The 25,108-nt window shown below is 64.5% G+C and carries 12 protein-coding genes; 3 read left to right on the top strand and 9 right to left on the bottom strand.

The window, feature by feature from the left end; translation table 11 throughout:
• Positions 1 to 123 precede the first annotated feature (123 nt).
• The 7 genes from CXG43_RS06065 to CXG43_RS06035 form a co-directional block, all read right to left on the bottom strand.
• The gene (locus CXG43_RS06065) at positions 124 to 384 is read right to left on the bottom strand and encodes a hypothetical protein (RefSeq protein ID WP_101099136.1); all 261 of its coding nucleotides are present in this window, start codon (positions 382 to 384) and stop codon (positions 124 to 126) included.
• 175 nt (positions 385 to 559) lie between these two features.
• Positions 560 to 7,969, bottom strand: a complete 7,410-nt coding sequence (locus tag CXG43_RS06060; RefSeq protein ID WP_198552983.1) for a calcium-binding protein — start codon at positions 7,967 to 7,969, stop codon at positions 560 to 562.
• A gap of 192 nt (positions 7,970 to 8,161) precedes the next feature.
• Positions 8,162 to 8,500, bottom strand: coding sequence for a hypothetical protein (locus CXG43_RS06055; RefSeq protein WP_101116235.1), 339 nt, complete (start codon positions 8,498 to 8,500; stop codon positions 8,162 to 8,164).
• A 437-nt stretch (positions 8,501 to 8,937) separates the two neighbouring features.
• Positions 8,938 to 9,522, bottom strand: coding sequence for a hypothetical protein (locus CXG43_RS19070; RefSeq protein WP_157825171.1), 585 nt, complete (start codon positions 9,520 to 9,522; stop codon positions 8,938 to 8,940).
• A gap of 20 nt (positions 9,523 to 9,542) precedes the next feature.
• Positions 9,543 to 10,964 carry an HlyD family type I secretion periplasmic adaptor subunit gene (locus tag CXG43_RS06045; protein WP_101099132.1) on the bottom strand — a complete coding sequence of 474 codons (1,422 nt, stop codon included), beginning with the start codon at positions 10,962 to 10,964 and terminating at the stop codon, positions 9,543 to 9,545.
• Positions 10,961 to 13,126, bottom strand: coding sequence for a type I secretion system permease/ATPase (locus CXG43_RS06040; protein WP_101099195.1), 2,166 nt, complete (start codon positions 13,124 to 13,126; stop codon positions 10,961 to 10,963). Before CXG43_RS06040 ends, CXG43_RS06045 begins: the two co-directional genes overlap by 4 nt.
• Positions 13,127 to 13,407: 281 nt before the next feature.
• Positions 13,408 to 13,743 carry a hypothetical protein gene (locus CXG43_RS06035; RefSeq protein WP_157825172.1) on the bottom strand — a complete coding sequence of 112 codons (336 nt, stop codon included), beginning with the start codon at positions 13,741 to 13,743 and terminating at the stop codon, positions 13,408 to 13,410.
• Positions 13,744 to 13,806: 63 nt separating this feature from the next.
• On the opposite strand from CXG43_RS06035, the gene CXG43_RS19065 reads away from it, so the two are divergent.
• On the top strand, positions 13,807 to 14,304 hold the full coding sequence (locus tag CXG43_RS19065) for a hypothetical protein (RefSeq protein WP_157825173.1): 498 nt from the start codon (positions 13,807 to 13,809) through the stop codon (positions 14,302 to 14,304).
• Positions 14,305 to 14,496: 192 nt separating this feature from the next.
• On the opposite strand, the gene cho is transcribed toward CXG43_RS19065, so the two are convergent.
• A complete protein-coding gene (cho, locus tag CXG43_RS06020; protein WP_101099129.1) occupies positions 14,497 to 15,357 on the bottom strand; it encodes an excinuclease Cho in 861 nt (286 codons plus the stop codon).
• Between the two features lie 118 nt (positions 15,358 to 15,475).
• Positions 15,476 to 15,793 (bottom strand): hypothetical protein, encoded by a 318-nt coding sequence (locus tag CXG43_RS06015; protein ID WP_101099128.1) that lies wholly within the window; start codon positions 15,791 to 15,793, stop codon positions 15,476 to 15,478.
• A gap of 210 nt (positions 15,794 to 16,003) precedes the next feature.
• On the opposite strand from CXG43_RS06015, the gene CXG43_RS06010 reads away from it, so the two are divergent.
• Both CXG43_RS06010 and CXG43_RS06005 read left to right on the top strand, forming a co-directional pair.
• Complete coding sequence (locus CXG43_RS06010) at positions 16,004 to 24,712, top strand: glycoside hydrolase family 94 protein (protein WP_101099127.1); 8,709 nt, start codon at positions 16,004 to 16,006, stop codon at positions 24,710 to 24,712.
• Positions 24,709 to 24,948 (top strand): hypothetical protein, encoded by a 240-nt coding sequence (locus CXG43_RS06005; protein WP_101099126.1) that lies wholly within the window; start codon positions 24,709 to 24,711, stop codon positions 24,946 to 24,948. Before CXG43_RS06010 ends, CXG43_RS06005 begins: the two co-directional genes overlap by 4 nt.
• Positions 24,949 to 25,108 lie beyond the last annotated feature (160 nt).

Raw genomic sequence — 25,108 nt, 5'->3', positions numbered from 1 at the left:
CTTTGCTAACGACGTTCGGGATGCCAATCCCGGCTGGCCCTACGGGTCAGCACGGACATCGTGTGCTGGTGTGGCGGGCGTGTACATGAGGAAAGTTGCGGATTTGGCGCGGCGGCTGAGGTGTTACTGGACGTTGCCGAGGCCCGGCATCGAGCGCACGAACGCTGCTGGGTAGGCAAGAAGGAGCACTGCGCCGGGGATCACGCGACGGCCCTGCAGGGCGACGGCGGCGATGACGCAGACCAGCGCTCCGCATGCGCCGAGGATAAAAAGCTGCATGGCCGCGAGCATCTTCGGGCCGGCGCCCTGGGTGGCTGAGAGCCAGATGACGAGTGCTGCGCAGAGCAGTGAAATCGTGGCTGAGATGTACCAGAGGGCTTTCATTGCTTGCCTTCCGTGGCGGTTGAAGCTCGCCGCTGAGATACCACTATATGGCGTCCGTGTTCAGTGGGAGGTTCAAACATTATTGGTAGTGCGGTGACAGGCTCCGGGCCCAGTGGCGACGTCCGGGAGCGGCCAACAAGCCGCTCCCGGACGCCACATACCTTTGGATCCAACCTTAGAGAGCCTGCATGACCGAGCGCTCCGCTCGGAACAGCTCGCCAGCCCCCCAGAGCGACGACCCGGCGATGTCCGCCACGCCACTGCGGGGCTCCGTCATATCGGTAGCCACTGCCTGGAACGAGCTCATGGCGCCAATGAGGAGATTCAGTTCGGCATTTCCTGATGCCTGTCCGGCCCCCACTCCATTCTCAACTCGTCGGGACTGGGATGGGGACGCTGAAGTCGCCGAAGACAATGGACTCAGCTGGCTGGCGATACTGCTTGCAGAGATGGCATTACCACCATCACCGGGTTGCACGAAGGCAATTGCGAACTCGCCGCCCTGGAAGTGGCGCAGCACGCGCATCTGCTGGGCTGCAGTGCCATCAACGCGGACGACCAGGTCGTCCCCGTCGCGATGGTAGGACAGACGGTCGCGGCTGATGGCATCGAAGTACAACCAATCGGTGCCGCCACCCGTATTGTCGACTGTGTCCGCACCCGATCCCTCGGCATAGAAGTAAGTATCGTTGCCGACGCCGCCGAACAGCTGATCATTTCCATCTTCGCCCACCAGCTGGTCGTCGCCAGCACCCCCGATGAGGATGTCCTTACCCGATCCACTGAAGCTGCCGTTGCCACCGGACAAGTAGTCGTTACCCTCTCCTCCGTCCAGCTTGTCGTCGCCTCCCATCCCAAACAGCGTATCGTCCCCGGCGAGCCCTTTGATCAGATCGCGCCCGCTCGTCCCCACCAACTGCTCAGCACTGGCGGTGCCGTTGATCTTGGACGGGTAGTCGCTGTCGTTCCCGGCACCCGGCGTACCGCCGTCGTTGCCGCCGCCCCCGTTGTTACTCACCAGCGCATTGATTGCCGCAGTGTTGAGCGCCGAGCCGCTCGCGGGTTGCAGGTAGTCCAGCGACATGTCGCCGCCCAGGAAGTGGCCGGTCACGGTAACGCGCTGGTTGCTGTTGCCGTTGACGGTGATCACCAGGTTGTCGCCCTCTCGGGTAAACCCGAGCTGGGCCGCAGTGATGCCGTTCTGGAAGAACAACCATTCGGTACCGCCGCCAGTATTGTCGATGACGTCGACACCACCGCCGTAGATGTACTGGTCGTCACCACTGCCTCCGATCAGCACATTGCTGCCGTCCTGGCCGCGCAGTGAATCGTTGCCCGCGCCACCTTCGAGCCGGTCATTTCCGGAACCCGCCGCACTGCCGTTGCCGCCAGCCAGCGAATCATTGCCGTCACCGCCGCGCAGGGTGTCATCGCCGGCCATGCCGAACAGCGTGTCGTTGCCGCCGAGTCCCTCCAGCAGATCCTTGCCCGTGCTGCCTACCAACTGCTCCCCTGCGCCCGTCCCCTGAATGACCTGGTCGAAGCCGGTGCCGCCGCCAGCCACGATCTGGTTGATCTGCGCCGTGGTGAGGTATGCGCCGCCATCGGGTTGCACGTAGTCAATCGCCGCGTCGCCACCGAGGAAGTGGTTGGTCACGCGGACGCTGGGGGTCGCAGCGTTGTCCAAGGTGATCAGCAGGTCATTGCCGTCGCGGCTGAACGAGATCCGTTCACGGGTAACGCCGCCGTTGAAAAAGACGCCATCGAAGCCGCCTCCGGTGTTGTCAACGCGATCAACGCCGCTGCTGGTATCGAACACGTATTTATCGTCGCCCGTACCGCCCATCAGCGTGTCATTGCCGGCGCCACCCACGATGGTATCGCTGCCGCCCATGCCGTTGATGACGTTGTTCTGCGCGTTGCCGGCCAGGTAGTTGTCCAGTGCATTGCCGGTTCCGTTGATGACCCCAGCGCCGGTCAGGAACAGGTTCTCTATATTCTCTGACAAGGCATATGTCGCCGTGGTCTGCACCTGGTCCTTGCCGCCGCCGGGCGCCTCCACGACGTCATCGTCGCTTTCATCGGTGATATAGACGTCATCACCCAGTCCGCCTTCCAAGCGGTCTATCCCCTCTCCACCATCGAGATAGTCATTTCCAGCTCCACCGTCCAGCAGATCGCTCCCCGTGCCTCCGAACAGGGAGTCGTTTCCATCCAGGCCGTACAGCAGGTCGTCACCATCCCAACCGCCAAGCGTATTGGCCGCCGAGTTGCCCGTGATCGTGTTGTCCAACCCATTGCCGTTCCCGGTCTGGATTCCGACTGCCAGGATGAGGTTTTCAACTTCGTCGGCAAGCACCAGATTGGTCTCATAGCGTCGTTCGACGGTGTCGACACCTTCGCCAGCGTACTCGTGTATCCGATCGCCGCTGCTGTCGTTGATGAAGTAGTCATCCCCCAGGCCGCCGTACATCTGATCGCCGCCGGCACCGCCATCCAGGCGGTTGTTGCCGGCATTGCCCACCAGCTGGTTGTCAGCGTCATTGCCGGTGCCGCTGATGTCGCCCATACCGGTCAGTACAAGCGCTTCCAATGTGGTGCCCAGCACGTAATCGATGCTCGATTCGACGGTGTCGCGCCCCTCATCGGCCAGCTCGACCACCACATCGCCTGTCTGGTCGACCACGTAGGTGTCGTCGCCCAGCCCACCCGACATACGATCGGCACCGGCCCCGCCGTCGAGCCGATTGCTGTTGCTGTTGCCAACCAGCTCGTTGTCGTCGGCGCTGCCAACGGCCTCGACCGCGCCACTGCCCTCCGACAGAATCAAGCGCTCGATATTGGCTGACAGGGTGTAGTCGCTGCCGGCATGCACCGTGTCCGTGCCCTCGCCTGTGTGTTCGAGGATGCTGTCAAGCACGCTGTCCACATGGTAGATGTCGTCGCCAGCACCGCCCTCCATGCGATCGTCACCGGCCTGCCCATCCAGCACGTCCCCACCACTGTCACCGAGCAGATGGTCGCTGCCATCGCCGCCCAGCAACTGATCATTGCCCGCGCCACCGTCCAGGCGGTTGGCGCCGTCATTGCCTGTCAGGACATTGGCAAGATCGTTGCCGGTGCCGTCGATATCAGCCGTGCCGGTAAGTGTCAGTGTTTCCACGTGGGCCGACAGCGTATAGCTTGCGCTGCTCAGTACGTGGTCAGTGCCGGACAAAGCCAGCTCAATTATGCCGTCGTTGCTGCTATCGACCACGTAGGTGTCGTCACCGTTACCGCCGCGCGCCTCATCCACGCCCTCACCGCCGTCCAACCAGTCTTCGCCGTCCCCACCATCGAGGAAGTCGGCACCTTGGCCCCCAGACAGGACGTCGTTGCCCGCCTCGCCGCGCAGATTGTCGTTGCCTGCGTAGCCATACACGGTGTCGTCGCCCAGCCCCGCGTACACGCTGTTGTCGGCCAAATTTCCGTGGATGACGTCGGCCAGCGCCGTGGCTTCGAGCACGGCAAGGTCAAGCGCCGCAGAGTCGAGCACACGTGTCACGCCACCAGCTGAGAGCGAAAGGCCCATCGTTGCCAGTCCGGTGCCGCTGTCAAAGTAGCCCTCAAGGCGGATCCGGTCACCACTTCCGTCACGGAAGGAGAGCACCAAGTCAGCGTTGTCACGGCGTAGCACAGCGGAGTCCAACGACCGGTCGAGAAGATGCAAGGTACTTGCCCCATCCGTGTCGAGAACCGTGTCCAGGCCGTCGCCGGTCGCGAAGCGGTAGTGGTCATTTCCGCTGCCACCGGCCAGTCGGTCATTACCGGTGTCGCCCTGCACGACGTCGTCGCCATCGCCGCCCATCAGTTCGTCGTCGCCTGCACCGCCGTACAGCTCGTCATTGCCTTGTTCACCGGACAGCCAGTCGCGTCCATCGCCGCCGTCCAGCAGATCGTCGCCCGTGCCACCGTAAAGCGCATCCATCTCAGCGCCACCGAACAACTGGTCACTACCTTCGCCGCCATCCAACGTGTCGCTGCCCTGGCCGCCGTTAAGCACGTCGGCCCCCTCGCCGCCCTGCAACAGGTCATCGCCTTGACCGCCGTCCAACTGGTCGTTGCCCAGTCCGCCGGACAGCGTGTCATGGCCTGCTTCGCCTGAGAGGGCGTCGTCGCCTTCATAGCCTTGGAGATGGTCGTCGCCAGCGGTGGCGACCTGTACGCGCTGCCGGACCGTCGACACTGTCCACAGCGTGCCGTCAGAGAAGCGGATCTCATCTATGCGGGAAGGGCCGTTGCCATCGTTCTGGAAGTAGCGCGAAATCGTCAACCGATCGGTGCTGCCCGCACGCACGAGCACGAGATCGTCGCCGACGCGGCTGGCGATGATGTCTGCCGGGTCTATGCCCACCTCGAATGCTATGGCATCCAGGCGCCCCCCGGTGTCGTCATGATTATCAATCACATCCTGGCCAAATCCGGCGGCGAACCAGTAAACGTCATTGCCCTGGCCCCCGCGCAGGTGGTCGTTGCCGCTGCCGCCCCAAAGCTGGTCGTCGCCCGCGCCGCCATCCATGGTGTCGTTGCCGGCGTCCCCCACCAGGCGATCCTGGCCATCGCCACCGTTGAGACGATCGTCGCCCTCGCCGCCGGCGAGCAGGTCATTGCCATCATCACCGTTCAGCGTATCCGAGCCGCCGCCTCCGGTCAGTGTGTCATCGCCACCGCGCCCACTCAGCCACTCATTGCCCGCTCCACCATGGATGACGTCATCGCTGTCATAGCCGTAAAGATCGTCCACACCCGGAACCGGGATGAGAACCAGTGCCTTGACGTCAGCAATGCTCCATTGCACCCCATTTGAAAAACGAATGCGATCCAACCGATAGTCGCTCTGTCCATCTGCGCGGAAGTAGTCCTGGACATCGACGCGGTCGCCCGTGCTGATGATTTCGATGCAGAGGTAGTCGCCGCTGCGCCACACCTTCAGGTCGGAAGGCAGGATGCCGGCCCCGATCTCCAGCGTATCGACGCGGCCGGCGGACATATCGTGGTTGTTGATACGGTCGTGACCGCTGCCCCGGCCGAACAGGTAGCGGTCGCTACCCTCGCCGCCCTGCAGGTAGTCATCGCCTGCTCCGCCATCCAGAACGTCGTTCCCGGCGCCACCATTCAGTGCGTCCGTGCCTTGCCCCCCTTCCAGTCGGTCGATGCCGACGCCACCGTTCAGACTGTCGTTACCGGCATTGCCGTACAGCGAGTCATCGCCCTCACCACCGTCGAGGCTGTCTTCACCGTCGCCGCCGGACAGCTGGTCGCCACCGGCACCGCCCAGCAGGGTGTCATTGCCCGCGCCTGCGAACAGGGTGTCGCCGCCTTGGCCACCGTCCAGCAGATCGTCCCCAGCGCCGCCTAGAATGAGGTCATCGCCTGTGCCACCACGAAGCTGCTCGCGCACGCCGGCGGCTTGGTCACGGCCGACAAGGATGCCGTCGCCGTTGCCGAGACTGCCTCCCACAGATCCGTCGGTGGCTACGCTGCTTAGCTGCAAACCTGCTGCCGCCAAAGCGGCCGCCAAGTCAAGCTGGGATTCGGCCTGCATGAGCCAGCCGCGCAACATTGTCTCGCCCGTGCCCCAACCATTACTCAGTAAGAACCGCCCCTGGGCACGCAGCAACTCACTCAAATCGATGATCGCGTCGACTGGGCCATCTGTGAATCGCTGATTGAGCTTCACTTCCAGTGCTGAGAACGAAAAGCTGACCTGTCCAGCCTGCACGTCCCATGTCGGCGCGATCAAATCGGTATAGCCCTTCAGTCGCGATTTGCTGCTGAGCGTTGCATAGAACGCTTCGAAGATCGCATCGTAGACCTGCACATACTGCTGCACGGTCTGCGTGCCCCACCATACATCGGTAATCGGCTGGTACCCCATAATCGCCTCAACCACGCGCATCTTCATCGTCTGCACGTCATCAAGCCAAGTCGGATCGGGCCACACGAGAACCTGGTTGGGCGTCAGGCGAACGACATTGGATGAGTCTGGGTCTTCCACGCCACCGCCGGCATTGACGCGGATCGCCTGCGACGAGAAGTAAGGGCTGGTCCTCGCCCATTCCAGGATCAGATCGTCCAGAAGGTCTCTCTGCGTCTGACGTGTCTCTCCCGAAGAGAAGCTGACCAGCAATGCCTGCAACGCCGGCGACAACGCCGCAGCCTGGTGCAGTGAGCGCAAGTTCCCTATTCCACGACTGTTGACCAAGCCGCGAATCTCCTCGGGTACCGAGACATCTTCGATGTAATCAGAGCGCAGACTGTCGTTGTCGAAGTTGAAGTCCTGGAGGAGGTGCGCCTGCTCAGTCCCGTTGGCATCGCGGCGCCCGAAAGTCGACGACCCAAGCAGCGCCCCGCCGTCGACATCACCACTGCTGCCGCTCATGGCGGTCCCCAGGAACGTGATGCCCAGCTCCTGCAGGGTTAACAGTTCACCCGCATCGGTGATGCCGTTGCCGTTGGTGTCGCGCCACACGGACAGCGTGGAAAATGCCGCGTCGTTGAGATCGACCCGACCGTCACCGTTATCGTCCAGCGCAGCCAAAGCCTGGAACCCATTGGTCGCACGCTGCCCGTTTGCCAGCCGGGTCTGGTCGCCAAACAGCTCACGGCCGGAGTCAATTCGACCGTTGCCATCAAGATCGCGCACCAGCAGACCGTCGCGGGCATCCACCCAGCCACTAGCGGTGCGAATGCCATCGCTGTCGTGGTCAAACAGTGCGCCGGCCCAGCCGCCCTCGGCGACAGTCTTTACTTGTCCATCGCCGTCCAGGTCGAGAGCAAGGGGATCGTAGCGCTCGATGCGATAGGTGTTGTCGCCGCGAATACGCCGCGCCAAGTCTTCGAACCGGTCGATGAAGCGTCCGAGGCCATTGTCCATGGCCCAACCCATATCTTCGTTCAGCATGTCAAGCAGCTTGCCGAAACCGTGGTCCATCACCCAGCCCATTGCATCGCTTAACGGCGCTTCGAGCCCGGACGCGCGCAGGACACCGTTGATATTGGACAGGATGGCTGCCGCCAGGTCCTGTGCGTAGCCGGTAACCGAACCATCTTCACTTTGGACTTGCACGAAGTCCTCGCCCAGGCCCAAGGGCGGGTCGAACTGGTCTCCAAGCGTGCCTGCCCAGCGATCGGCCTCGCCAAGCTGCATGTCCCGAACTGCCGTCATAACGTCCGCGCTGATGATATCCGCGAGGGACCTCACCTCACCCGCCAACACGTCCTGAACGACCGACTCGGCCAGGATATCTGAGCCTTTCTGGAACCATGCTTCGTTGGCGTCGAGACCGTTGACATTGCCCTGCCACATGGTGGCGCCACGAACAAGATCGCTTACAAGGCTGCCGTCGTTAGCATTGATCTTGCCGGCGGCGTTGAACCAGTTCGCCATCTGGTTGAGTTCCGCGGCAGTCGCTGCATCTGAGCTTCGTGCTTGGTTCTGTGCCAGGTCGCGAAGATATCGGTAGGCATCAGCATGGTTGCCCGAGTTGCTGTAGTTCTGCAGCGTATTGCGCTGGGATGAATCGAGATTGAGGATTCCAGACATGATCTTCCTTGATGGTGCGGTTGGTAAAAGGTTGGTGGGTGAGCTACGACAGTCGCAATTGCGTCGACGGAAGCGGTCAATTACGGAAATGGCCTCTTCCGGCATTACTAAGCGCGGACCGAAGCTCGCCTTGCCCAACTAAGTTGGTAAGACGCGGACACGTCGCCTGCCTGGCCACGACGACCGCCACCGTCACGGTTCAGGACACGGCGTCTGACCAGCCATGTACCAGCTGTGCGCCCAATCGGCGTAGCGGCGGTGGTCTTGCTGACTTTCCGCGCCATACAGGTACTGGAGGAACACGCCATCCATTTGCATCTCGGCCAGGTAGGTACCCTTCTCAGTCGTGTCGCCAGAACGCTGGGTCGCAAGCACTTCAAGCCCGCAAGGCCCACTGAAGCGCAGTACGCCCCGCTCGGGCGGTCGATTGCCCGACACGATCCTCACGAAGCCATCGCCCTCGTCGATCACTTTGTCGTTGTCGCCAAACAGGGCTGCCGCTGGCAATGCCGATCCCACGCGGACCAGCAACCGTATTGCAGTCCACGGTGTGCCTGCACTCCTTCCCGGACCCTCCCGGACGCTACCGTTACTCAACGTTAGATACACGACGACGGCGTTTCCCCCGGCAGAATCTACGCCGGGGCGCGCAAGGTAAGGCTGTAAGGCTTCGTTCACGGGGCGCTCCAAAGGCGGTTCGCTGCACGCCGATATCAGGGCGACCAGGGTCGCAAGGACTATTGCTCTTTGCATTACGGCACCTCGTCGAAATTGATTCATTGCTACACGGCTTCCAGCTGCTCACGGCCATAAGCCGCTCCAGCCGCTTGTATCCAAAGCCCTGAAGTTCCGCCTTCGCTCCACCAACATTAGCTGTGCCGGCGTCACGCGCACCAAGCGCATTCAACTGCCAACTGCGTAACCGTGCGCTCGACGGGCGAGAACAGGTCCCCTGAAAGCTACGCTGATCAGTTGGCTTTCATCAACCACCCAGAAGCAAGTTCAGCTACCCGCATGTGATCGGCCTGACTTCGGGCAGTGTAGAGATACTCCAAATAGATTCCATCCAGCTGTACTTCTGCCAAGTAGTTTCCTTCGCCCGGCGTTTCACCACTACTTTGCCGGGCGTGAACCCGCCGCCCGTCGGGGCCGGTAAAGCGGACGATGCCCAGCGCAAAGGCATCCCCTGGCGGGAAATAGCGGACAAATCCATCGCCCTCATCTGTTACACGCCCGTCCTTCTCGTCTCGTGTATAGGCGTCAGGAATACGCCCTGCTCTGAGCAATAGTCGAATGCGTGACGTCGTAGGAACGCCAGTTCGTGCTCCGCCGACTAGAACGCGGCCGTCGTCAGCTGATAGATAGACGGCCAAGGCGTTGCCCCCTGCGGGCTCGGCGCCGGGCTGGTGCATGTATGGGCGCAAGGCTTCATGCATAGGCGGTTGCTCGTGAGGCCCTTGGCAGGCGGCCGTGACCAGCAGCAGAAGTGTCATCAGCGTCCGGACTAGGTGCATGGGGGTGTCCAGTGGAAGGCGATCATCCAGTTGTTCCATCACTTACCTGGCAGCTGAGGCTACCGCTCGCGGAGGGATTCAGTGGTGTGCTGCTGCAACGGACTGAGCAGGTAATCGATGACCCTGCGCTTGCCGGTCTTGATCTCGGCACTAAGGCTCATGCCTGCACTTAGCCGGACCTGCACTCCGTCGATGTGCAACGTGGCACGCTCCAACTTGACCCGTGCGGGGAACACCAGACCCAGCTTCTCGTCCTGCGCGGCATCGTGCGAGACGCTGACCACCTTGCCGGTCAGGTAGCCGTAGCGCGTATACGGAAAACTCTCCACCTTGACCGTCACCGCTTGGCCGGGACGCACGAAGCCGATGTCCTTGTTGAGCACGGTGGCTTCGATCTCCAGCGCTTCCTCGCTCGGCACCACCACCAGAAGTGGCTGGGCCGGGGTCACTACGCCGCCCACGGTATGCACCGCCAGCTGCTGCACGGTGCCGGCCACCGGCGCGCGCAGCGCCATCAATCGGTCCCGCTGGCCGGCCTTGGAGACTTCCGGGGTCATCTGCCCGATCTGCTCCTCGGCCGCGCGTAGGTCATCCAAGGTCCGCTGGCGAAAATCAGTAACCAGCACACGCAGCTCTTCGTCGGCCGCCAACAGCGCCGAACGGGTTTCCTGTACCCGATTGCGCTGGGTTGCCAGATCTCGCTCAGCCGCGATGCGTTCCTGCTCGCGCAGCAGGTAGTCGTGCCGACCCACGTACTTGCCTTCCACCAGCTTGGCGTAATCTTCCGCACGCGTGCGGGAGATTCGCGCCGACTCGTCCAGCGGGCGGATGCTCGCCTGGGTGGTTTCCAGCTCTGCCCGGCGTTGGGAGATCAGCGCCTGCAGGTTGTACCGACGCGCTTGCAATGCCTCGTACTGGCTGCTGGCCAACGCCTGCTCGGCGATGACGCGTGCCTCCGGCACTCCCTGAGCGGCCTCGAAGCGCAGCGGCTGGCCCCCGCTGATGGCTTGGGCCAGCGCTCTTTGACGCATTGCAGTCATGCGTGCATTGATCAACGCATCGCCGGCCCTGGCGAAATCGGCACTGGTGGCGGTGGCGTCCAGTTCGATCAACAGAGCACCGGCCTCCACCTGCTGACCATCTCGAACCAGAATCCGCCGCACGACCGCTGTTTCGCTGGACTGCACCACCTTGGTCCGCGAGTCCACCACCGTCCTGCCCGGCGCCACCGCCACGATATCCAGCTTGCCGAGGGTCGCCCAGACTACGGCCACCATGAACATGCAAATGATGATACGCATGGTCCACCGCGCCGTCGGCGATGTCGGCGTTTCGATCAGTTCCAGATGGGCGGGCAGGAAGGCACGCTCCTCCTCGCCACGCGGCAGCGGGTCCATTTCTCGCCTCGCCTTCCACGCCGCACCCAATACCGTGCGGTAACGCTTGAGGAAGTCCCCGATGCCATCGCGGATGTGCTTCATGCCATCCCCTGCTGCAGTCGGTACAAATGGGCGTAGTGTCCGCCGGGTCGCACCACCAACTCGTCATGTGTCCCGCTCTCAACGATCTGTCCCTTCTCCACCACCACGATCCGATTGGCGTGGCGGACAGTGGACAGGCGGTGGGCGATGATCAGAACCGTGCGGCCCTTGCAGATCGAACGCATATTGCTCATCACCGCATGTTCGGATTCGTAGTCGAGCGCACTGGTGGCTTCATCGAGGATGAGGATCCTCGGGTCGGTGATCAACGCCCGCGCGATCGCGATGCGCTGGCGCTGGCCGCCTGACAGTCCGGTACCGTGTTCGCCAACCTTGGTGTCATAGCCTTCGGGCAGCGCCGCGATGAACTCGTGCGCGCCGGCCAGCGTGGCAGCCTGGATCACCCGCTCCAAAGGCATGCCCGGATCGCTCAACGCGATGTTCTCCCGCACGCTGCGGTTGAAGAGAAAGTTCTCCTGCAGCACGACACCGAGTTGGCGACGCAGCCATGCTGGATCGGCCAACGCCAAGTCCTGTCCATCAACCAGCACGCGGCCGCGTTCGGGGGCGTAGAGACGCTGCACCAGCTTGGTCAGCGTGCTCTTGCCGGAGCCGGAGCGGCCAACGATGCCGATGACTTCCCCCGCACCGATGTCGAGCTCGATCCCCGAGAGCACCTCGAGGGCGTCGGGGCGGTAGCGGAACGCCACTCGCTCGAATGTAACGCGGCCCTTGATCGGCGGAAGTGCAAGGCGGCTGCCCGGTAGCTCGGTCCGGGTATTCAGGATATCGCCCAGGCGCTCAACGGAAATGCCTACCTGTTGGAAGTCCTGCCACAGCTGCGCCAGCCGAATAATGGGAGCCGACACTTGGCCAGACAGCATGTTGAACGCGATCAGCTGGCCCAGGCTCAGCTTGCCATCGATGACCATCTTCGCGCCCCAGAACAGGATCGCCACGCTGACGAGCTTCTGCACCAGCTGCACGCCCTGCTGGCCAACGGTTGCTACCTTGGTTACCGCGAATCCCGCACCCACATAGCCAGCCAGCTGGTTATCCCAGGTGCGGGTCACGCGTGGGTCAACGGCCATCGCTTTGACGGTGCTGATGCCGCTGACGGTTTCCACCAGGAACGACTGGTTGTCAGCGCCACGTGCGAACTTCTCGTTGAGGCGCTGGCGCAGCACAGGTGTGATGCCTGCCGAGATGAGTGCATATAGCGGCAGCGACAACACGACGATCAGGGTCAGCCAGCCGCTGTAGTAGAACATCACCGCGAGAAACACCACGGTAAAGAAGAGGTCCAGCACCGAGGTCAGCGCCTGCCCGGTCAGGAAACTGCGGATATTCTCAAGCTCGCGGACCCGCGCAATGGTGTCGCCCACCCTGCGCGACTCGAAATACGCCAGCGGCAGAGACAGCATGTGCCGGAACAGACGCGCGCCCAGCTCCACGTCGATCTTGCTGGTCGTGTGTGCGAACACGTAAGTCCGCAGGCCGCCAAGCACCACATCGAACATGGCGATTGACACTAGACCGATGGCGATTACATCCAGCGTGGTCAGCCCTCGATGCACGAGGACCTTGTCCATCACCACTTGATAGAACAGTGGCGTAACCAGCGCCAGCAGCTGGATGAAGAAGGAGACGATGAAGACCTCCAGCAGTAACTTCCGGTATTTGACCACGGCCGGGATGAACCAACTGAAATCAAAACGCGCCAGGTCACCCAACACCGACGCGCGAGACGCCACCTGCAGGATTCGGCCAGCGTAACGCTGCGTCAGCTGTTCAAACGATATGGTCTGCGGTCGCTTGGTGCGCAGGTCGTGGATCAAGACCTGTTCGCCGTTGATCCGCGCCAGGATGAACGCGTCGTCGTCGGCGCCAAACACTAGTGCGGGCAGGTTCGCCATTGCCAGCCGATCCACGGAAAGCTTGGCGATCTTGGCCTTCAGGCCCAACCGGCGTGCGACTAGCACGAGCATGGTGTCATCCACGCGCGCGTTATCGGATGCACACTCGTGCGCCAACTGGCCGGCATCCGCCGCAATTCCATGAAACTGAGCGAGCAGGACCAGCCCGCGTAACGCCAGGCTAATCTCCTCACCCCCGACCACCCCATCACCCACGACCGACAGCGCCGCATTTCCGTGTGACATGTCATCCCTGTAGCGCGGCTTCACAATGAGCGCGCGTGTCCCCGTCGCGGAGATTGATTGCGGCGCGCGACGTTGTCAATAGGGGTCAAACGACCGCCATCACAGCCTCCACAAATGCGGTGCGGACCGTATCTGCTCACCGAATTCCGCCCCGGACACGATTTATCCCACTGCGACGGATGCCAGCAGGCGATGCCAAGGGTCAGGGCTTCAGCTCGGGAGCCCAGGTGCTTGCGAAGAATACTGGGAGTATGGATGCGTACGGTGGCTTTGGATCCGGATCAGCTGGGGCTTGCTGCGTGCTGAGGTTCCAGTTGCGCCCCCCTGCCCCGGAGCACCACGTTGTCCTGGATCCATTGAAGCTTTATCGCCACTTTGCGGCGCAGCGCACGTTCGTGGCGCAGGGCCCACAGTTCGCAGCCTTTGCGGCCGACATCGAAGGAGGTGCAGCGACGCATCACCAGCGGGGTATCCAGGCCATCGTCCGCATGGAGACGAGCCAGCCACGCGCCGTCGATACGCTGGTGCATGCTGGCTACGATCTCGCCGTGGAGGAAGAGCCCGGTGGGGAGCGTGTCGAGGTGGCAGCGCGGCTTCCAGTGGAAGTCGTCTGGCATGGGGGTGAGAGTTTGCTGGGGGACGTCCATGGGGCTGGAGAATAGGCTGGGCCGGTCTCAGGGATGGAGACGGAAATCGATGCGTCGACACGTGGTTGCGGAACGGGTGCGCCCGGCATCCTGGTGGCGTCGCTGGTCATACGCCGTCAACGGCGACAGTGGCATGCTGCGCATTCGTGCGGGGGACCAACGATGCGGATGACGGGTAGTTTGCTTGCAGCAAGTGCGGTAACGCTGAAAGTCGGCGTGGTGTTCTGGGTGCTGGTGGCGTGGCGGACGCCGGGCGGTGAGCCTTGGGACGCGCCCGCGTTCTGGACTGTCGTTTATCCCATCGCACTGGTCATTGCGGCAGTCCTGGGCGCCTGCTTTCCCCGGCACGCGTGGCTATGGGGGCTGTTGCTCATGGCGCTGCAGGTGCCGGTGGTGGCCGTGGTGTCGGGCTTTGGCCCGTTGTTGCTGGCCGGGCTGATATACGCATTGGTGCTGGCGGTGCCTGCCATGGCGATCGCGGCGGCGGCAGGCGCGCTGCGTCGCCGCCTGGCTCCCCTGCGAAACAGCTAGATATGAAACGTCAGACCCGCTGAGAACCTGTCCATAGACGTGTTGGCAGAGCGTCTCTGGTATGCCTCGCAGGCGGCTTTCAGTCGCGCTTACAAGCGGGTTATGGGTCACTCGCCTGGGGTGGCTCGGCGACGGGGTGGGCTGGTGTCCTTGTAAATGGGCCGCCAGCCACGATTACCCGCGCGGAACGCTTCAGCAAAGCAGATGGACAACCGCTGTGCCACGGTCCAGCGCATGCCGGAGAATCTTGTAGGAGTCACGATCGAACTGCTCGGCACCTGGTTTGATACGCCGCGCTTTGGCAAGCGTCGGCGCACTGCCGTGGTAGGCCCAGTTGTCGACAACATGAAACTGGGTCATGTCTTCCCCGGCTTCCTCGATCGCGATGCGGCCGCCGTAAGGCCATGCGGTGACCTCCAGATGCGCAAGCGCAGCACGCAGGCGCAGCTCATGGTCTGCAGGTGTCTCCTTTCCGCAACAGGCGCCAAGGCATTGGCGCAGCATGGAACGGAAACACGGGCGGCCCTTGGGCAAGCGCTCCAGACCCAGCAGCGAGTAGCACAAGGCCTGATCGTCGGCGACGCGCCTCAGCGATTCCAACGCTGACCGTTCGCTGGAATACAGCCCGTAGAGCATCGGAGCACTGGCGAGCTCATAGTCGGCCGAATTGACCACAGAAACCTCGCCGCGATAAAGCCGCAGGCTGAACTGCCGAGGGAGTTTCCGCAGCAGCCGGTTGTAGAGGGGCATCTGGCGCTTGACCAGTTGCGCCTCCAGCAGCCGGGCACCCAAGTCGCCCGCCGTTCGAATGCAGCTGATGCTTCGGCTTTGCCGCAGCAGCGAGGCTTCTTCGCGCGTGCGCAGATGATCCATCACACGGGTGCGGACATTGATGCTCTTGCCGATATAGAGAGGCAAGCCGCCTTCGATACCGTGAAACGTATAAACCCCGGGCAGGCGGGGCAGCGCTGCGGCTACCTCCCGCAGGTGGTCGGGATACAGATACTCAGATGCGTGGCTTGATCGACGTGCTTGAGCGGCAGATGAGGGCATGAGTTCAAGGCTACCAGCGATATTCAGACTGCCAGCTGTATCGACGGGTGCGACTTAGTGACGCTCCTTTCCGGTGACAGCGGACGCGCTGGCGCTACGCCTGCCGCATCGTGGTTGGTCACGCGCTCACGCTGTTGAACCAGTCGGCGTACGGTGTGTTGCTGATCATGCGCCGGTTGAGGTCGGGGGACCCATCGGTCCACCACAGGGGGCCTCGTTCGCCCAGGCCAACCTTGGCGGTGTTTACTGCCTGCCGCGCAGCGGCAAGTGCCTCCCCATCTGCCGAGGCCTTGGCTGCCTTGACGGCCCGGCGTGCATCCATCAGCGCATGGACCAACTCGTCTCTGCGTTGCTCGTCCAGGTCAGGATTGGTGGCTCGCCATAGTCGCCCTCGGACGATGAGGTAGCGGCCGTCCGGGGTCATCAAGGTTTCCATGCGGGGGCGCCTGTGGGGTTGCTGAGCCTGCGGGTTCGAGGTTGCCACATCCGAAGCCGACGTGGTCGCCCGGTGTTGGTACCCAGCGCTGGAGCGGACAGAGGGTGCCTGCCGGGCAAGCCATGTACGTGTTCCGGTTGCCGGCCTTCACAGCCACCACGGCACCCGCAATGCAACTATGCATATCGCGACCTGCCTCATGGGTAATCTATGCCCCACTTTCGCCGTCTTCTAGGTCGTTGGCTCCGTCTGCGTCGTCTGGTCCGTTGGCGCTGGCGTGAGCACCAAGCCTCGGTCCCGGCCATCGAAGCCGCCGAGGTCCCACTGCGTGCCGCGCTGTACAGCGTTGAACAGATGGAGGTCTACGGACGCGCGCTTGCGCGCCAGCATCGGGTGCGGACGCGACCCGGTGCAGAGCGCCTGCTAGGCCGCCTGCAGGCCAATGAACGTGTCCTGGAAGACGCCAACACGCTGCTCAGCAACGTGGTGCGCGAACAGCGGCCGGTGACCCCGGCCGGGGAATGGCTGCTCGACAACTACTACCTGATCGAAGAACAGATCCAGACCGCGCGACGACACCTGCCGCGCGGTTACAGCCGGCAGTTGCCTTCGCTTGTCGCTGGCCCCTCGGCCGGATTGCCGCGCGTGTATGAACTGTCGATGCAGGCCATCGCGCACGGCGATGGCCGCATCGACGCCGACACCCTGGGCCGCTTCATCACCTCCTACCAGTCGCTCGCTCCGCTGAGCCTGGGCGAACTGTGGGCCGTTCCCATCATGCTGCGGCTGGCACTGCTGGAGAATCTCCGGCGCATGGCGGCGCGGGTGATGCGCGACGGGACCGACCGTGGCCTGGCTGCGCAGTGGGCGGACAACCTCAATCGCGCCGCCTCCGACACCCCTACCGATGTGGTCCTGGTGGTGGCCGATATGGCGAGGTCCCAGCCACCTCTGACCGGCGCCTTCATCGCCGAACTGACCCGCTCGCTGCAGGGGCGCGGTGGCGCGTGGGCCATGCCCGTCGCCTGGCTGGAACAATGGGCAGCCGCAGCGGGCCAGCGCATCGAGGAACTGGTCGCCGCCGAGGGACAGCAGCAGGCGGCCGACCAGGTCTCCATCGGCAACAGCATCGGCAGCCTGCGCTTTCTCTCCACGATGGATTGGCGCACCTTTGTCGAAGATATGAGCGTGGTCGAGCAGCGGCTGCGCGACGACCCCATGGGCGTCTATGCGCAGATGGATTTCGGCACCCGCGACGCCTATCGCCATGTCGTGGAAAAGATCGCCCGCGGTAGTCGCGTCGCGGAGGAACGCGTGGCGACCATCGCACTGGACCTGGCGCGGGCTGCGCCGCTCGACGGGCCGCGCGCGCACGTGGGCTACTGGCTGGTCGGCGATGGCGTGAACGCTACCATCGACGCGGTGGGAGAGGTTGCACCACGCCACCGCAAGGCACCGCGACTGGCGCATCGCGTACCGCTGTCGCTGTACCTGCTGCCAATCACTCTGCTCGCGGTGCTGGCCACCGGTGGTCTGCTGGCCAGCGGCAGTGGTGTGGCGCCGGTCTGGCTGGCTGCGCTGCTCGGGCTGCTGGTGTTCAGCGAGCTGGGCATCGTGCTGGTGAACTGGACCGCGACGGTGCTGGTCACGCCCAGGCCGCTCCCCAAGCTCGATTTCAGCGAAGGCATCCCTGCGGCCTGCTCCACCGTGGTCGCGGTCCCCTCGATGCTGTCCAGCATCGACGGCATCGATGTCCTCACCGAAGCGCTGGAAGTCCGCTTCCTGGCCAACCGCGATCCCCAGCTGCGCTTCGTGCTGCTGACGGATTTTCTCGACGCTGCGGCCGCCGAGACGCCGACCGACGACACCCTGCTTGCACACGCCGTGGAGCGGATCGACGAATTGAACCGACGCTACGCGGCCGAGCGCGGCGATCGCTTCTACCTGCTGCACCGCCCCAGGCAATGGAACCCCGGCGAAGGGGTATGGATGGGACACGAGCGCAAGCGCGGCAAGCTGGCAGCGCTCAATGCCCTGCTTCGCCAGGGCGATGCGACCGCCTTCATGCAGACCGTCGGTGACGTGGCGGCCCTGATCGGCGTGCGCTACGTCATCACCCTGGATTCGGACACGCAACTTCCGCGCGATGCTGCACGCGCCTTCGTCGCTACCCTGGCGCACCCGCTCAACCGCCCGCGCTTCGATCCGGCGCTGCAACGCGTGGTGGAGGGCTACGGCATCCTGCAGCCCAGTGTCGGTACCAGCCTGGGCACGCGCCGCACCTCGCGGTTTGCCAGGATGTTCGGCAGCGAGCCCGGCATCGATCCGTACTCGCGCATGGTCTCGGATGTGTACCAGGACCTGTTCGACGAAGGCTCATTCGTGGGCAAAGGCATCTATGACGTCGAAGCCTTCGAGCATGCGCTCGAGGGTCGCCTGCCCGAGAACCGCATCCTCAGCCATGATCTGCTGGAAGGCTGCTATGCACGCGCCGGCCTGGTCAGCGATGTGCGCCTGTACGAGGACTACCCAGAACGCTACGCCGCCGACGCCAAGCGCCGTGCGCGCTGGATCCGCGGCGACTGGCAGCTGTTGCCCTGGTTGATGCCGTGGACACCGCGCCCGGGGTCGGGATGGGAACGCAACCGGCTCAGCCTGCTCTCGCGCGGCAAGTTGCTGGACAACCTGCGCCGGAGCCTGGTGCCGATCGCTGCCTTGGTCTTGCTGGTGGCCGGTTGGCTGTATGCCCAAAGCCCGGCTGCGTGGACGGCATGGGTGCTGGCACTGTGGTTCGCGCCGCCGCTGATCGGCATGCTGCGCGATGCGCTGAGCGTTCCGGACGACACCCCGCTGGAAGCGCACTACATCATGGTCGGGCGCGGCACGCTGCAGTCGTTGCTGCGCGCAGCCACCCAGGTCGCGTGTCTGCCCTACGAAGCGTTGCTGGCCGGTGGCGCGGTGCTGCGCACGCTCTGGCGCATGACCGTCACCCGCCGCCACCTGCTGCAATGGAACCCCTCCAGCGAAGTCGAGCGCCGCCTCGGCAGTGACCGCAGCGCGGAATGGCGGGTGATGGCGCCGGCATCGTTGCTGGCGGTTGCGCTGGCGGCGGTCGTGGCGACTGTGGCTTCGCAGGCGCTTCCTGTCGCCCTGCCCCTGCTGTTGGCGTGGACCTTCGCCCCCGCGTTGATGGCGTGGCTCGGCCGGCCGCCGGCTGCAAGCGTGGCCGAACTTTCCGTGACACAGCGGGCCTTCCTGGGCCGGCTGGCGCGGCGCACCTGGTCGTTCTTCCAGGCATGGGTGCGCGAGCAGGATCACTGGCTGCCACCGGACAACATCCAGGAGCATCCGACCCTGGTGGTGGCGCGGCGCACCTCGCCGACCAACATCGGCCTGTCCCTGCTGGCCAATCTCTCCGCGTGGGATTTCGGCTGGCTGCAGCTGGGCGCGGTCGCCGAACGTACCGCGCTCACCTTCGATACGCTGGACCAGCTTCCGCGCCACCGCGGCCACTTCCTGAACTGGTACGACACCGAAACCCTGGCGCCGCTGCAGCCGCGCTACGTCTCCACCGTGGACAGCGGCAACCTGGCCGGCCACCTGCTTACCCTGCGGCAGGGTCTGCTCGCGCTGGTGGACGCGCCGATACTGGCGCCACACACGTTCGACGGCCTGGCCGATACGCTCGGCGTGCTGGAAGAGGAACGGCAGCGCCATCGCCCCGCTGACGCACTACTGGGCGAGGCGCTCAACCACCTTCGCCAGCGTCTGGCGGCAACGCGTACGGACCACCCGAGTGGGGCGGCACAGCTGCTCGCCCGGTTGCAGGAGCTCGCCGGTCTGGCCGATGCCGTGCTGGCGCAATGGCCGGCACCGGCGTCGCCGGAGGAAGGTGAGCTGCACTGGCCGGCCCTGTTCGCTGCCGAATGCCATGCCGCCCAGGCGACGCTCGCCGACCTCCCTGCCGATGCCGCAATGGACGGCGAGGCAGCGGTGCCCAGCCTGCGCCAGTTGGCCGCCCTGCCCGGCTCCGCCGGTGCGGACGCGCGCGCGCGCATCGAGCAGCTGCAGGCGCTGGCGCACCGTGCCGGGCAGTTCTCGCTGATGGAATACGGCTTCCTGTTTTACCGTACCCGCAACCTGCTCTCGATCGGTTACAACGTCGACGACCACCGCCTCGACAACAGCTTCTACGACCTGCTGGCCTCCGAAGCGCGGCTGTGCGCCTTCGTCGCCATTGCCCAGGGGCAGTTGTCGCAGGAGAGCTGGTTCGCGCTTGGTCGGATGCTCACCGAGGTCAACGGCACGCCGACGCTGTTGTCATGGAGTGGCTCGATGTTCGAGTACCTCATGCCGCAGCTGGTGATGCCCAGCTATCCCGACACGCTGCTTGACCAGACCGCGCGCCATGCGGTCGAAGCGCACATCGTCTACGGCCGTGGCTTGAACCTGCCGTGGGGCGTGTCCGAGTCCGGCTATAACGCGGTGGATGCCCGCCTCAACTACCAGTACCGCGCGTTTGGTGTGCCCGGGTTGGGACTCAAGCGCGGCCTGGGGCAGGATCGGGTGATCGCGCCCTATGCCAGCATGATGGCGCTGATGGTGGCACCGGAGGCGGCGTGCCAGAACCTCCAGGTACTCGAAGGCCTTGGGTTCACCGGGCGCTTTGGCATGTACGAAGCGATCGACTACACCCCCGCCCGGGTGCCGCCGGGGCAGGATCACGTGCTGCTGCGTTCGTTCATGGCCCACCACCAGGGCATGGGCCTGCTGTCGCTGGATTACCTGCTGCGCGACCAGCCGATGCAGCGCCGTTTCGTTGCCGATACCGAGTTCCAGGCCACGTTGCTACTGCTGCAGGAACGCATCCCGCGCATCGGCCTGTTCCATCCGCATGAAGTCGAAGCCCTGGGCGAGCACTCCGCCATGGCCGAGCACGAGACCTCCCTGCGCGTCCTGCGCGACCCGGGCGGCCCGCGCCCGGAAGTGCAGCTGCTCTCCAACGGGCGCTACCACGGCATGCTGACCCATGCCGGCAGCGGCTACAGCCGCCACGGCGACCTGTCGCTCACCCGCTGGCGCGAAGACGGCACCACCGATGCCTGGGGGTCGTTCTGCTACCTGCGCGACGTGGACAGCGGCGAGTTCTGGTCTGCCGCCTACCAGCCCACCTGCGTGCCGGTGGACAACTACGAAGCGATCTTCTCCGACGCCAAGGCAGAGTTCCGCGGTGCGCGCCGCGGCTGCGAAAGCCATCTGCAGGTCGCCATCTCCGCCGAGGACGACATCGAGCTCAGGCGCCTGCGCCTGACCAACCGCGGCCGTCGCCAGCGCACGGTGGAGATCACCACCTATGCCGAGGTGGTATTGGCCCCCGCCGCATCCGACGACGCGCACCCGGCCTTCAGCAACCTCTTCGTGCAGAGCGAGATCCTGGCCGCCAAGCAGGCCGTGCTGTGCACGCGCCGGCCCCGTTCACACGATGAAGTGCCGCCGTGGATGTTCCATCTGGTCGCCGTGCATGACGCTGCGGTGGTGGCGATCTCCTACGAAACCGACCGTGCGCGCTTCCTCGGGCGTGGCAACACGCCGCGGACGCCGCAGGCGCTGACCACCGATGCCGAGCTCTCCGGAACGGACGGTTCGGTCCTCGACCCGATCGTGGCGATCCGCGTCCGCGTGGTGCTTCAGCCCGAGCAGACCGTGCAGCTGGACATGGTGTTCGGCATCGGCGTAGACCGCGCCGGCTGCGAGGCCTTGGTAGACAAATACCGTGACCGCCGGCTGGCCGACCGCGTCTTCGACCTGGCCTGGACGCACAGCCAGGTGGTGCGCCGCCAGATCAACGCCAGCCAGGCCGAAGCCTCGCTGTACGAGCGTCTGGCCAGCCACGTGCTGTATGCCAATCCGCTGCTGCGCGCGGGCGCCGCCGTCCTCCAGCAGAACCAGCGAGGACAATCCGGACTGTGGGGCCATGCCATCTCCGGCGACCTGCCCATCGTCCTGCTCAAGGTCACCGATGCGGAGAACGTGGAACTGGTCCGGCAACTGGTGCAGGCGCATGCGTATTGGCGCCAGAAGGGCCTCAACACCGACCTGGTGATCTGGAACGACAGCAAGGCCGGCTATCGGCAGGAACTGCAGGACCAGATCCTGGGGATGGTGGCCGCCAGTTCGGAGACGGGCCTGCTGGATCGCCCCGGCGGCATTTTCGTGCGGCCGGTGCAGAACATGAGTCATGAGGACCGCATTCTGCTGCAGGCGGTGGCACGGGTGGTGATCAGCGACGAGGACGGCACGCTGGCCGCGCAGGTGGGACGCCAGCCGCTGCCTGTCCGGCGCATTCCGGCCCTGGTGCCGCAGGCGGAGCAGCAGGAGCTTGCACTGGCGATGGACGCGACGCCCGGGCTGCCCGTCGTCGCCGATCCGGGCCCCGAACCCGGGCTGCCCCCGGGCGTCGAGCACGACGAAGAGGTGGACGATCCGTGGCCGTTCCTTCCGTACCGCGGCGTCGGCCGGTTCGACAACGGCACCGGTAGTTTCAGCGAGGACGGCCGCGAGTACGTCGTGGTGCTGCGCGAAGGCGCCCCGACCCCGGCGCCTTGGGCGAACGTGATCGCGAATGCCCGCCTGGGCACGGTCGTCAGCGAGAGCGCGCCGGGCTACACGTGGTTCGAAAATGCACACGAGTTCCGCTTGACGCCCTGGCTCAACGACCCGGTGTCCGACACCGGCGGCGAAGCCTTCTATGTGCGCGACGAGGACAGCGGCCGTGTCTGGTCGCCGATGCCGCTGCCGTGCCGGGGCACCGGTGCGTACCGTACCCGCCACGGCTTCGGCTACACGGTGTACGAGCATATCGAAGACGGCATCGCCAGCGAATTGTGGGTCTTCGTCGATGTCACCGCGCCACTGAAGTTCTCGGTCCTGCGGTTGCACAACCTCTCGGGCCGGCCACGGCGGCTGTCGGCCATCGGCTACGTTGAGTGGGTCATGGGTGACCTGCGCCCGAAGTCGCGCATGCACGTGGTTACCGAACGCGACCCGCAGACCGGGGCGCTGCTGGCGCGCAACAGTTACAGCACCGAGTTCGGCGGCCGGATGGCTTTCTTCGACACCGATGCCGAGGGCTGTGGCTGGACCTGTGACCGCCTGGAGTTCATCGGCCGCAACGGCGGATTGCACGCACCTGCGGCGTTGCGTCGCGAGCGCCTGGATGCACGGTCCGGTGCCGGCCTGGATCCCTGCGCGGCGATCCAGGTGCCGCTAGAGCTGGCGCCGGGTGAGCGCAGTGAAACCACGTTCCGGCTTGGCGCGGGGCGCGACCGCGAGGAAACGCTGGCGTTGGCACGCAGCCGCCAGGGCAATCAGGAAGCCATCGATGCGCTGGACGCCGTGCGCATCCACTGGCGCAACGTTCTGGCCACGGTGCAGGTACGCACCCCGGACCCGGCGTTGGACGCACTGGCCAATGGCTGGCTGGTCTACCAGACCCTGGGCTGCCGCTACCTGGCACGCAGTGGCTACTACCAGTCAGGCGGGGCGTTCGGCTTCCGTGACCAGCTGCAGGACGCGCTCGCTTTGGTACACGCGCGCCCGGACCTGACCCGCGAACATCTGCTGCTCTGCGCCGCACACCAGTTCACCGAAGGCGATGTGATGCACTGGTGGCACCCTCCGCAGGGTCGCGGCGTGCGTACGCGCTGCTCGGACGATTACCTGTGGCTGCCCCAGGGCGCATGCCGCTACCTGGAGGTCACCGGCGACACCAGCGTGCTGGATGAAGTGGTCGGCTTCATCGAGGGGCGCGCGGTGACAGCCGAAGAGGAAGGCTACTACGACATGCCCACCCTTTCGGCACAGCGCGGCACACTGTATGCGCACTGCGTCGTTGCGCTGGAGCGCGGGTGCCGGTTGCTCGGCGAACGTGGGCTTCCGTTGATGGGCAGCGGCGACTGGAACGATGGCATGAACCGCGTCGGCGACCAGCAGCGCGGTGAAAGTGTGTGGCTCGGCTTCTTCCTGCATGACACGCTTCGCCGCTTCATCGGGCTGGCCAACGCCCGTGGCGATGCCTCCCGCGCGCAGTGGTGCGAAGAACAGGCCGAACGCCTGCGCCAGAACCTGGAACAGCATGCCTGGGACGGCGCCTGGTATCGCCGCGCCTGGTTCGACAACGGCGCCACGTTGGGCTCGTCACAGAACCAGGAATGCCGCATCGATTCGATTTCCCAGAGCTGGTCGGTGCTGTCAGGCGTTGCCGCGCCTGAGCGTGCCAGCCAGGCCCTGGATTCGCTGTACACGCATCTGGTGCGAAAAGACGCCAAGCTGATCCAGCTGCTCGACCCGCCCTTCGACCAGACCACCGAGGACCCCGGCTACATTCGGGGTTACGTACCGGGCGTGCGCGAGAATGGCGGCCAGTACACCCACGCGGCGGTGTGGGCGGCGATGGCATTCGCACAGCAGGGCGATGCGGTGCGTGCCTGGGAGCTGGCCGGCATGATCAACCCCCTGAACCACGCGCTGGACGCCGCGGCGGTCCAGACCTACCGCGTTGAACCCTATGTGCTGGCGGCCGATGTGTACGCCGTGTCGCCGCATGTCGGACGAGGCGGTTGGACGTGGTACACCGGGTCGGCCGGGTGGATGTATCGCCTGCTGATAGAGTCCCTGCTCGGCATCCGTCGCGATGGCGATCGTCTTTCGCTTGAACCTTGCCTGCCCGATCACTGGCCGTCGTTCGAACTGAGCTACCGCTTCGGGCGCAGCCTGTATGAGTTCGTGGTGACCCGTACTGCGCAGGGTGCGCCTACGCTGCATGTGGATGGCGTTCTGCAGCCGGGCCTCACCGTCCAGCTCCGCGACGACGGACATTGCTACCACGTCGCGCTCGACCTCGGTTCGACCTCGGGATGAGCCTGCGGCCGGAAGTGCAGGTGCAGCTTGATGCGCTGGCGGAAATGCTGCACCACTGGGTGGCGCGGGTGCGCCATCCGGCGCAGTTCTGGCCCCAGTTTGAGGTGCTGGCGGAAGAGATTCTGGACCAGTGCGGGAGCACGGAGAAGGAGCAGGTGCGGACGTTGATTCAGACCATGCTCAGGGGGCATGGGATGGAGCTGCCGCCTTGGTTCAAGGGTGATGACGTCGTATGAAGACGTCCCTTTCGGGGCTTCATGAACTTTGGAATTCCTGAGTGGGATTGTTGGGTGCATCCATGCACCCAACCCTTCCGCGCTGCGCGCTCCCGGGCCAGCCATTCGCCTGTCTGGACCGGCCAGACTTGCAATTCACGTGCCTCATCCGCATCGATAT

The organism is Stenotrophomonas sp. Bg11-02 (genome assembly GCF_002836635.1).
In the GTDB taxonomy this organism is placed as follows: Bacteria; Pseudomonadota; Gammaproteobacteria; order Xanthomonadales; family Xanthomonadaceae; genus Stenotrophomonas; species Stenotrophomonas lacuserhaii.
The sequence above is the reverse complement of the archived record's forward strand: the minus strand, read 5'-3'. Positions and strand labels throughout refer to the sequence as shown.

Excerpts from the sequence above, each read along its gene's own strand:
- CXG43_RS06065 (WP_101099136.1), bottom strand. The coding sequence starts at position 384 with ATGAAAGCCCTCTGGTACATCTCAGCCACGATTTCACTGCTCTGCGCA.
- CXG43_RS06060 (WP_198552983.1), bottom strand. The coding sequence starts at position 7,969 with ATGTCTGGAATCCTCAATCTCGATTCATCCCAGCGCAATACGCTGCAG.
- CXG43_RS19070 (WP_157825171.1), bottom strand. The coding sequence starts at position 9,522 with ATGGAACAACTGGATGATCGCCTTCCACTGGACACCCCCATGCACCTA.
- CXG43_RS06045 (WP_101099132.1), bottom strand. The coding sequence starts at position 10,964 with ATGAAGCACATCCGCGATGGCATCGGGGACTTCCTCAAGCGTTACCGC.
- CXG43_RS06040 (WP_101099195.1), bottom strand. The coding sequence starts at position 13,126 with ATGTCACACGGAAATGCGGCGCTGTCGGTCGTGGGTGATGGGGTGGTC.
- CXG43_RS06035 (WP_157825172.1), bottom strand. The coding sequence starts at position 13,743 with ATGCCAGACGACTTCCACTGGAAGCCGCGCTGCCACCTCGACACGCTC.
- CXG43_RS19065 (WP_157825173.1), top strand. The coding sequence starts at position 13,807 with ATGGAGACGGAAATCGATGCGTCGACACGTGGTTGCGGAACGGGTGCG.
- cho (WP_101099129.1), bottom strand. The coding sequence starts at position 15,357 with ATGCCCTCATCTGCCGCTCAAGCACGTCGATCAAGCCACGCATCTGAG.
- CXG43_RS06015 (WP_101099128.1), bottom strand. The coding sequence starts at position 15,793 with ATGGAAACCTTGATGACCCCGGACGGCCGCTACCTCATCGTCCGAGGG.
- CXG43_RS06010 (WP_101099127.1), top strand. The coding sequence starts at position 16,004 with ATGCCCCACTTTCGCCGTCTTCTAGGTCGTTGGCTCCGTCTGCGTCGT.
- CXG43_RS06005 (WP_101099126.1), top strand. The coding sequence starts at position 24,709 with ATGAGCCTGCGGCCGGAAGTGCAGGTGCAGCTTGATGCGCTGGCGGAA.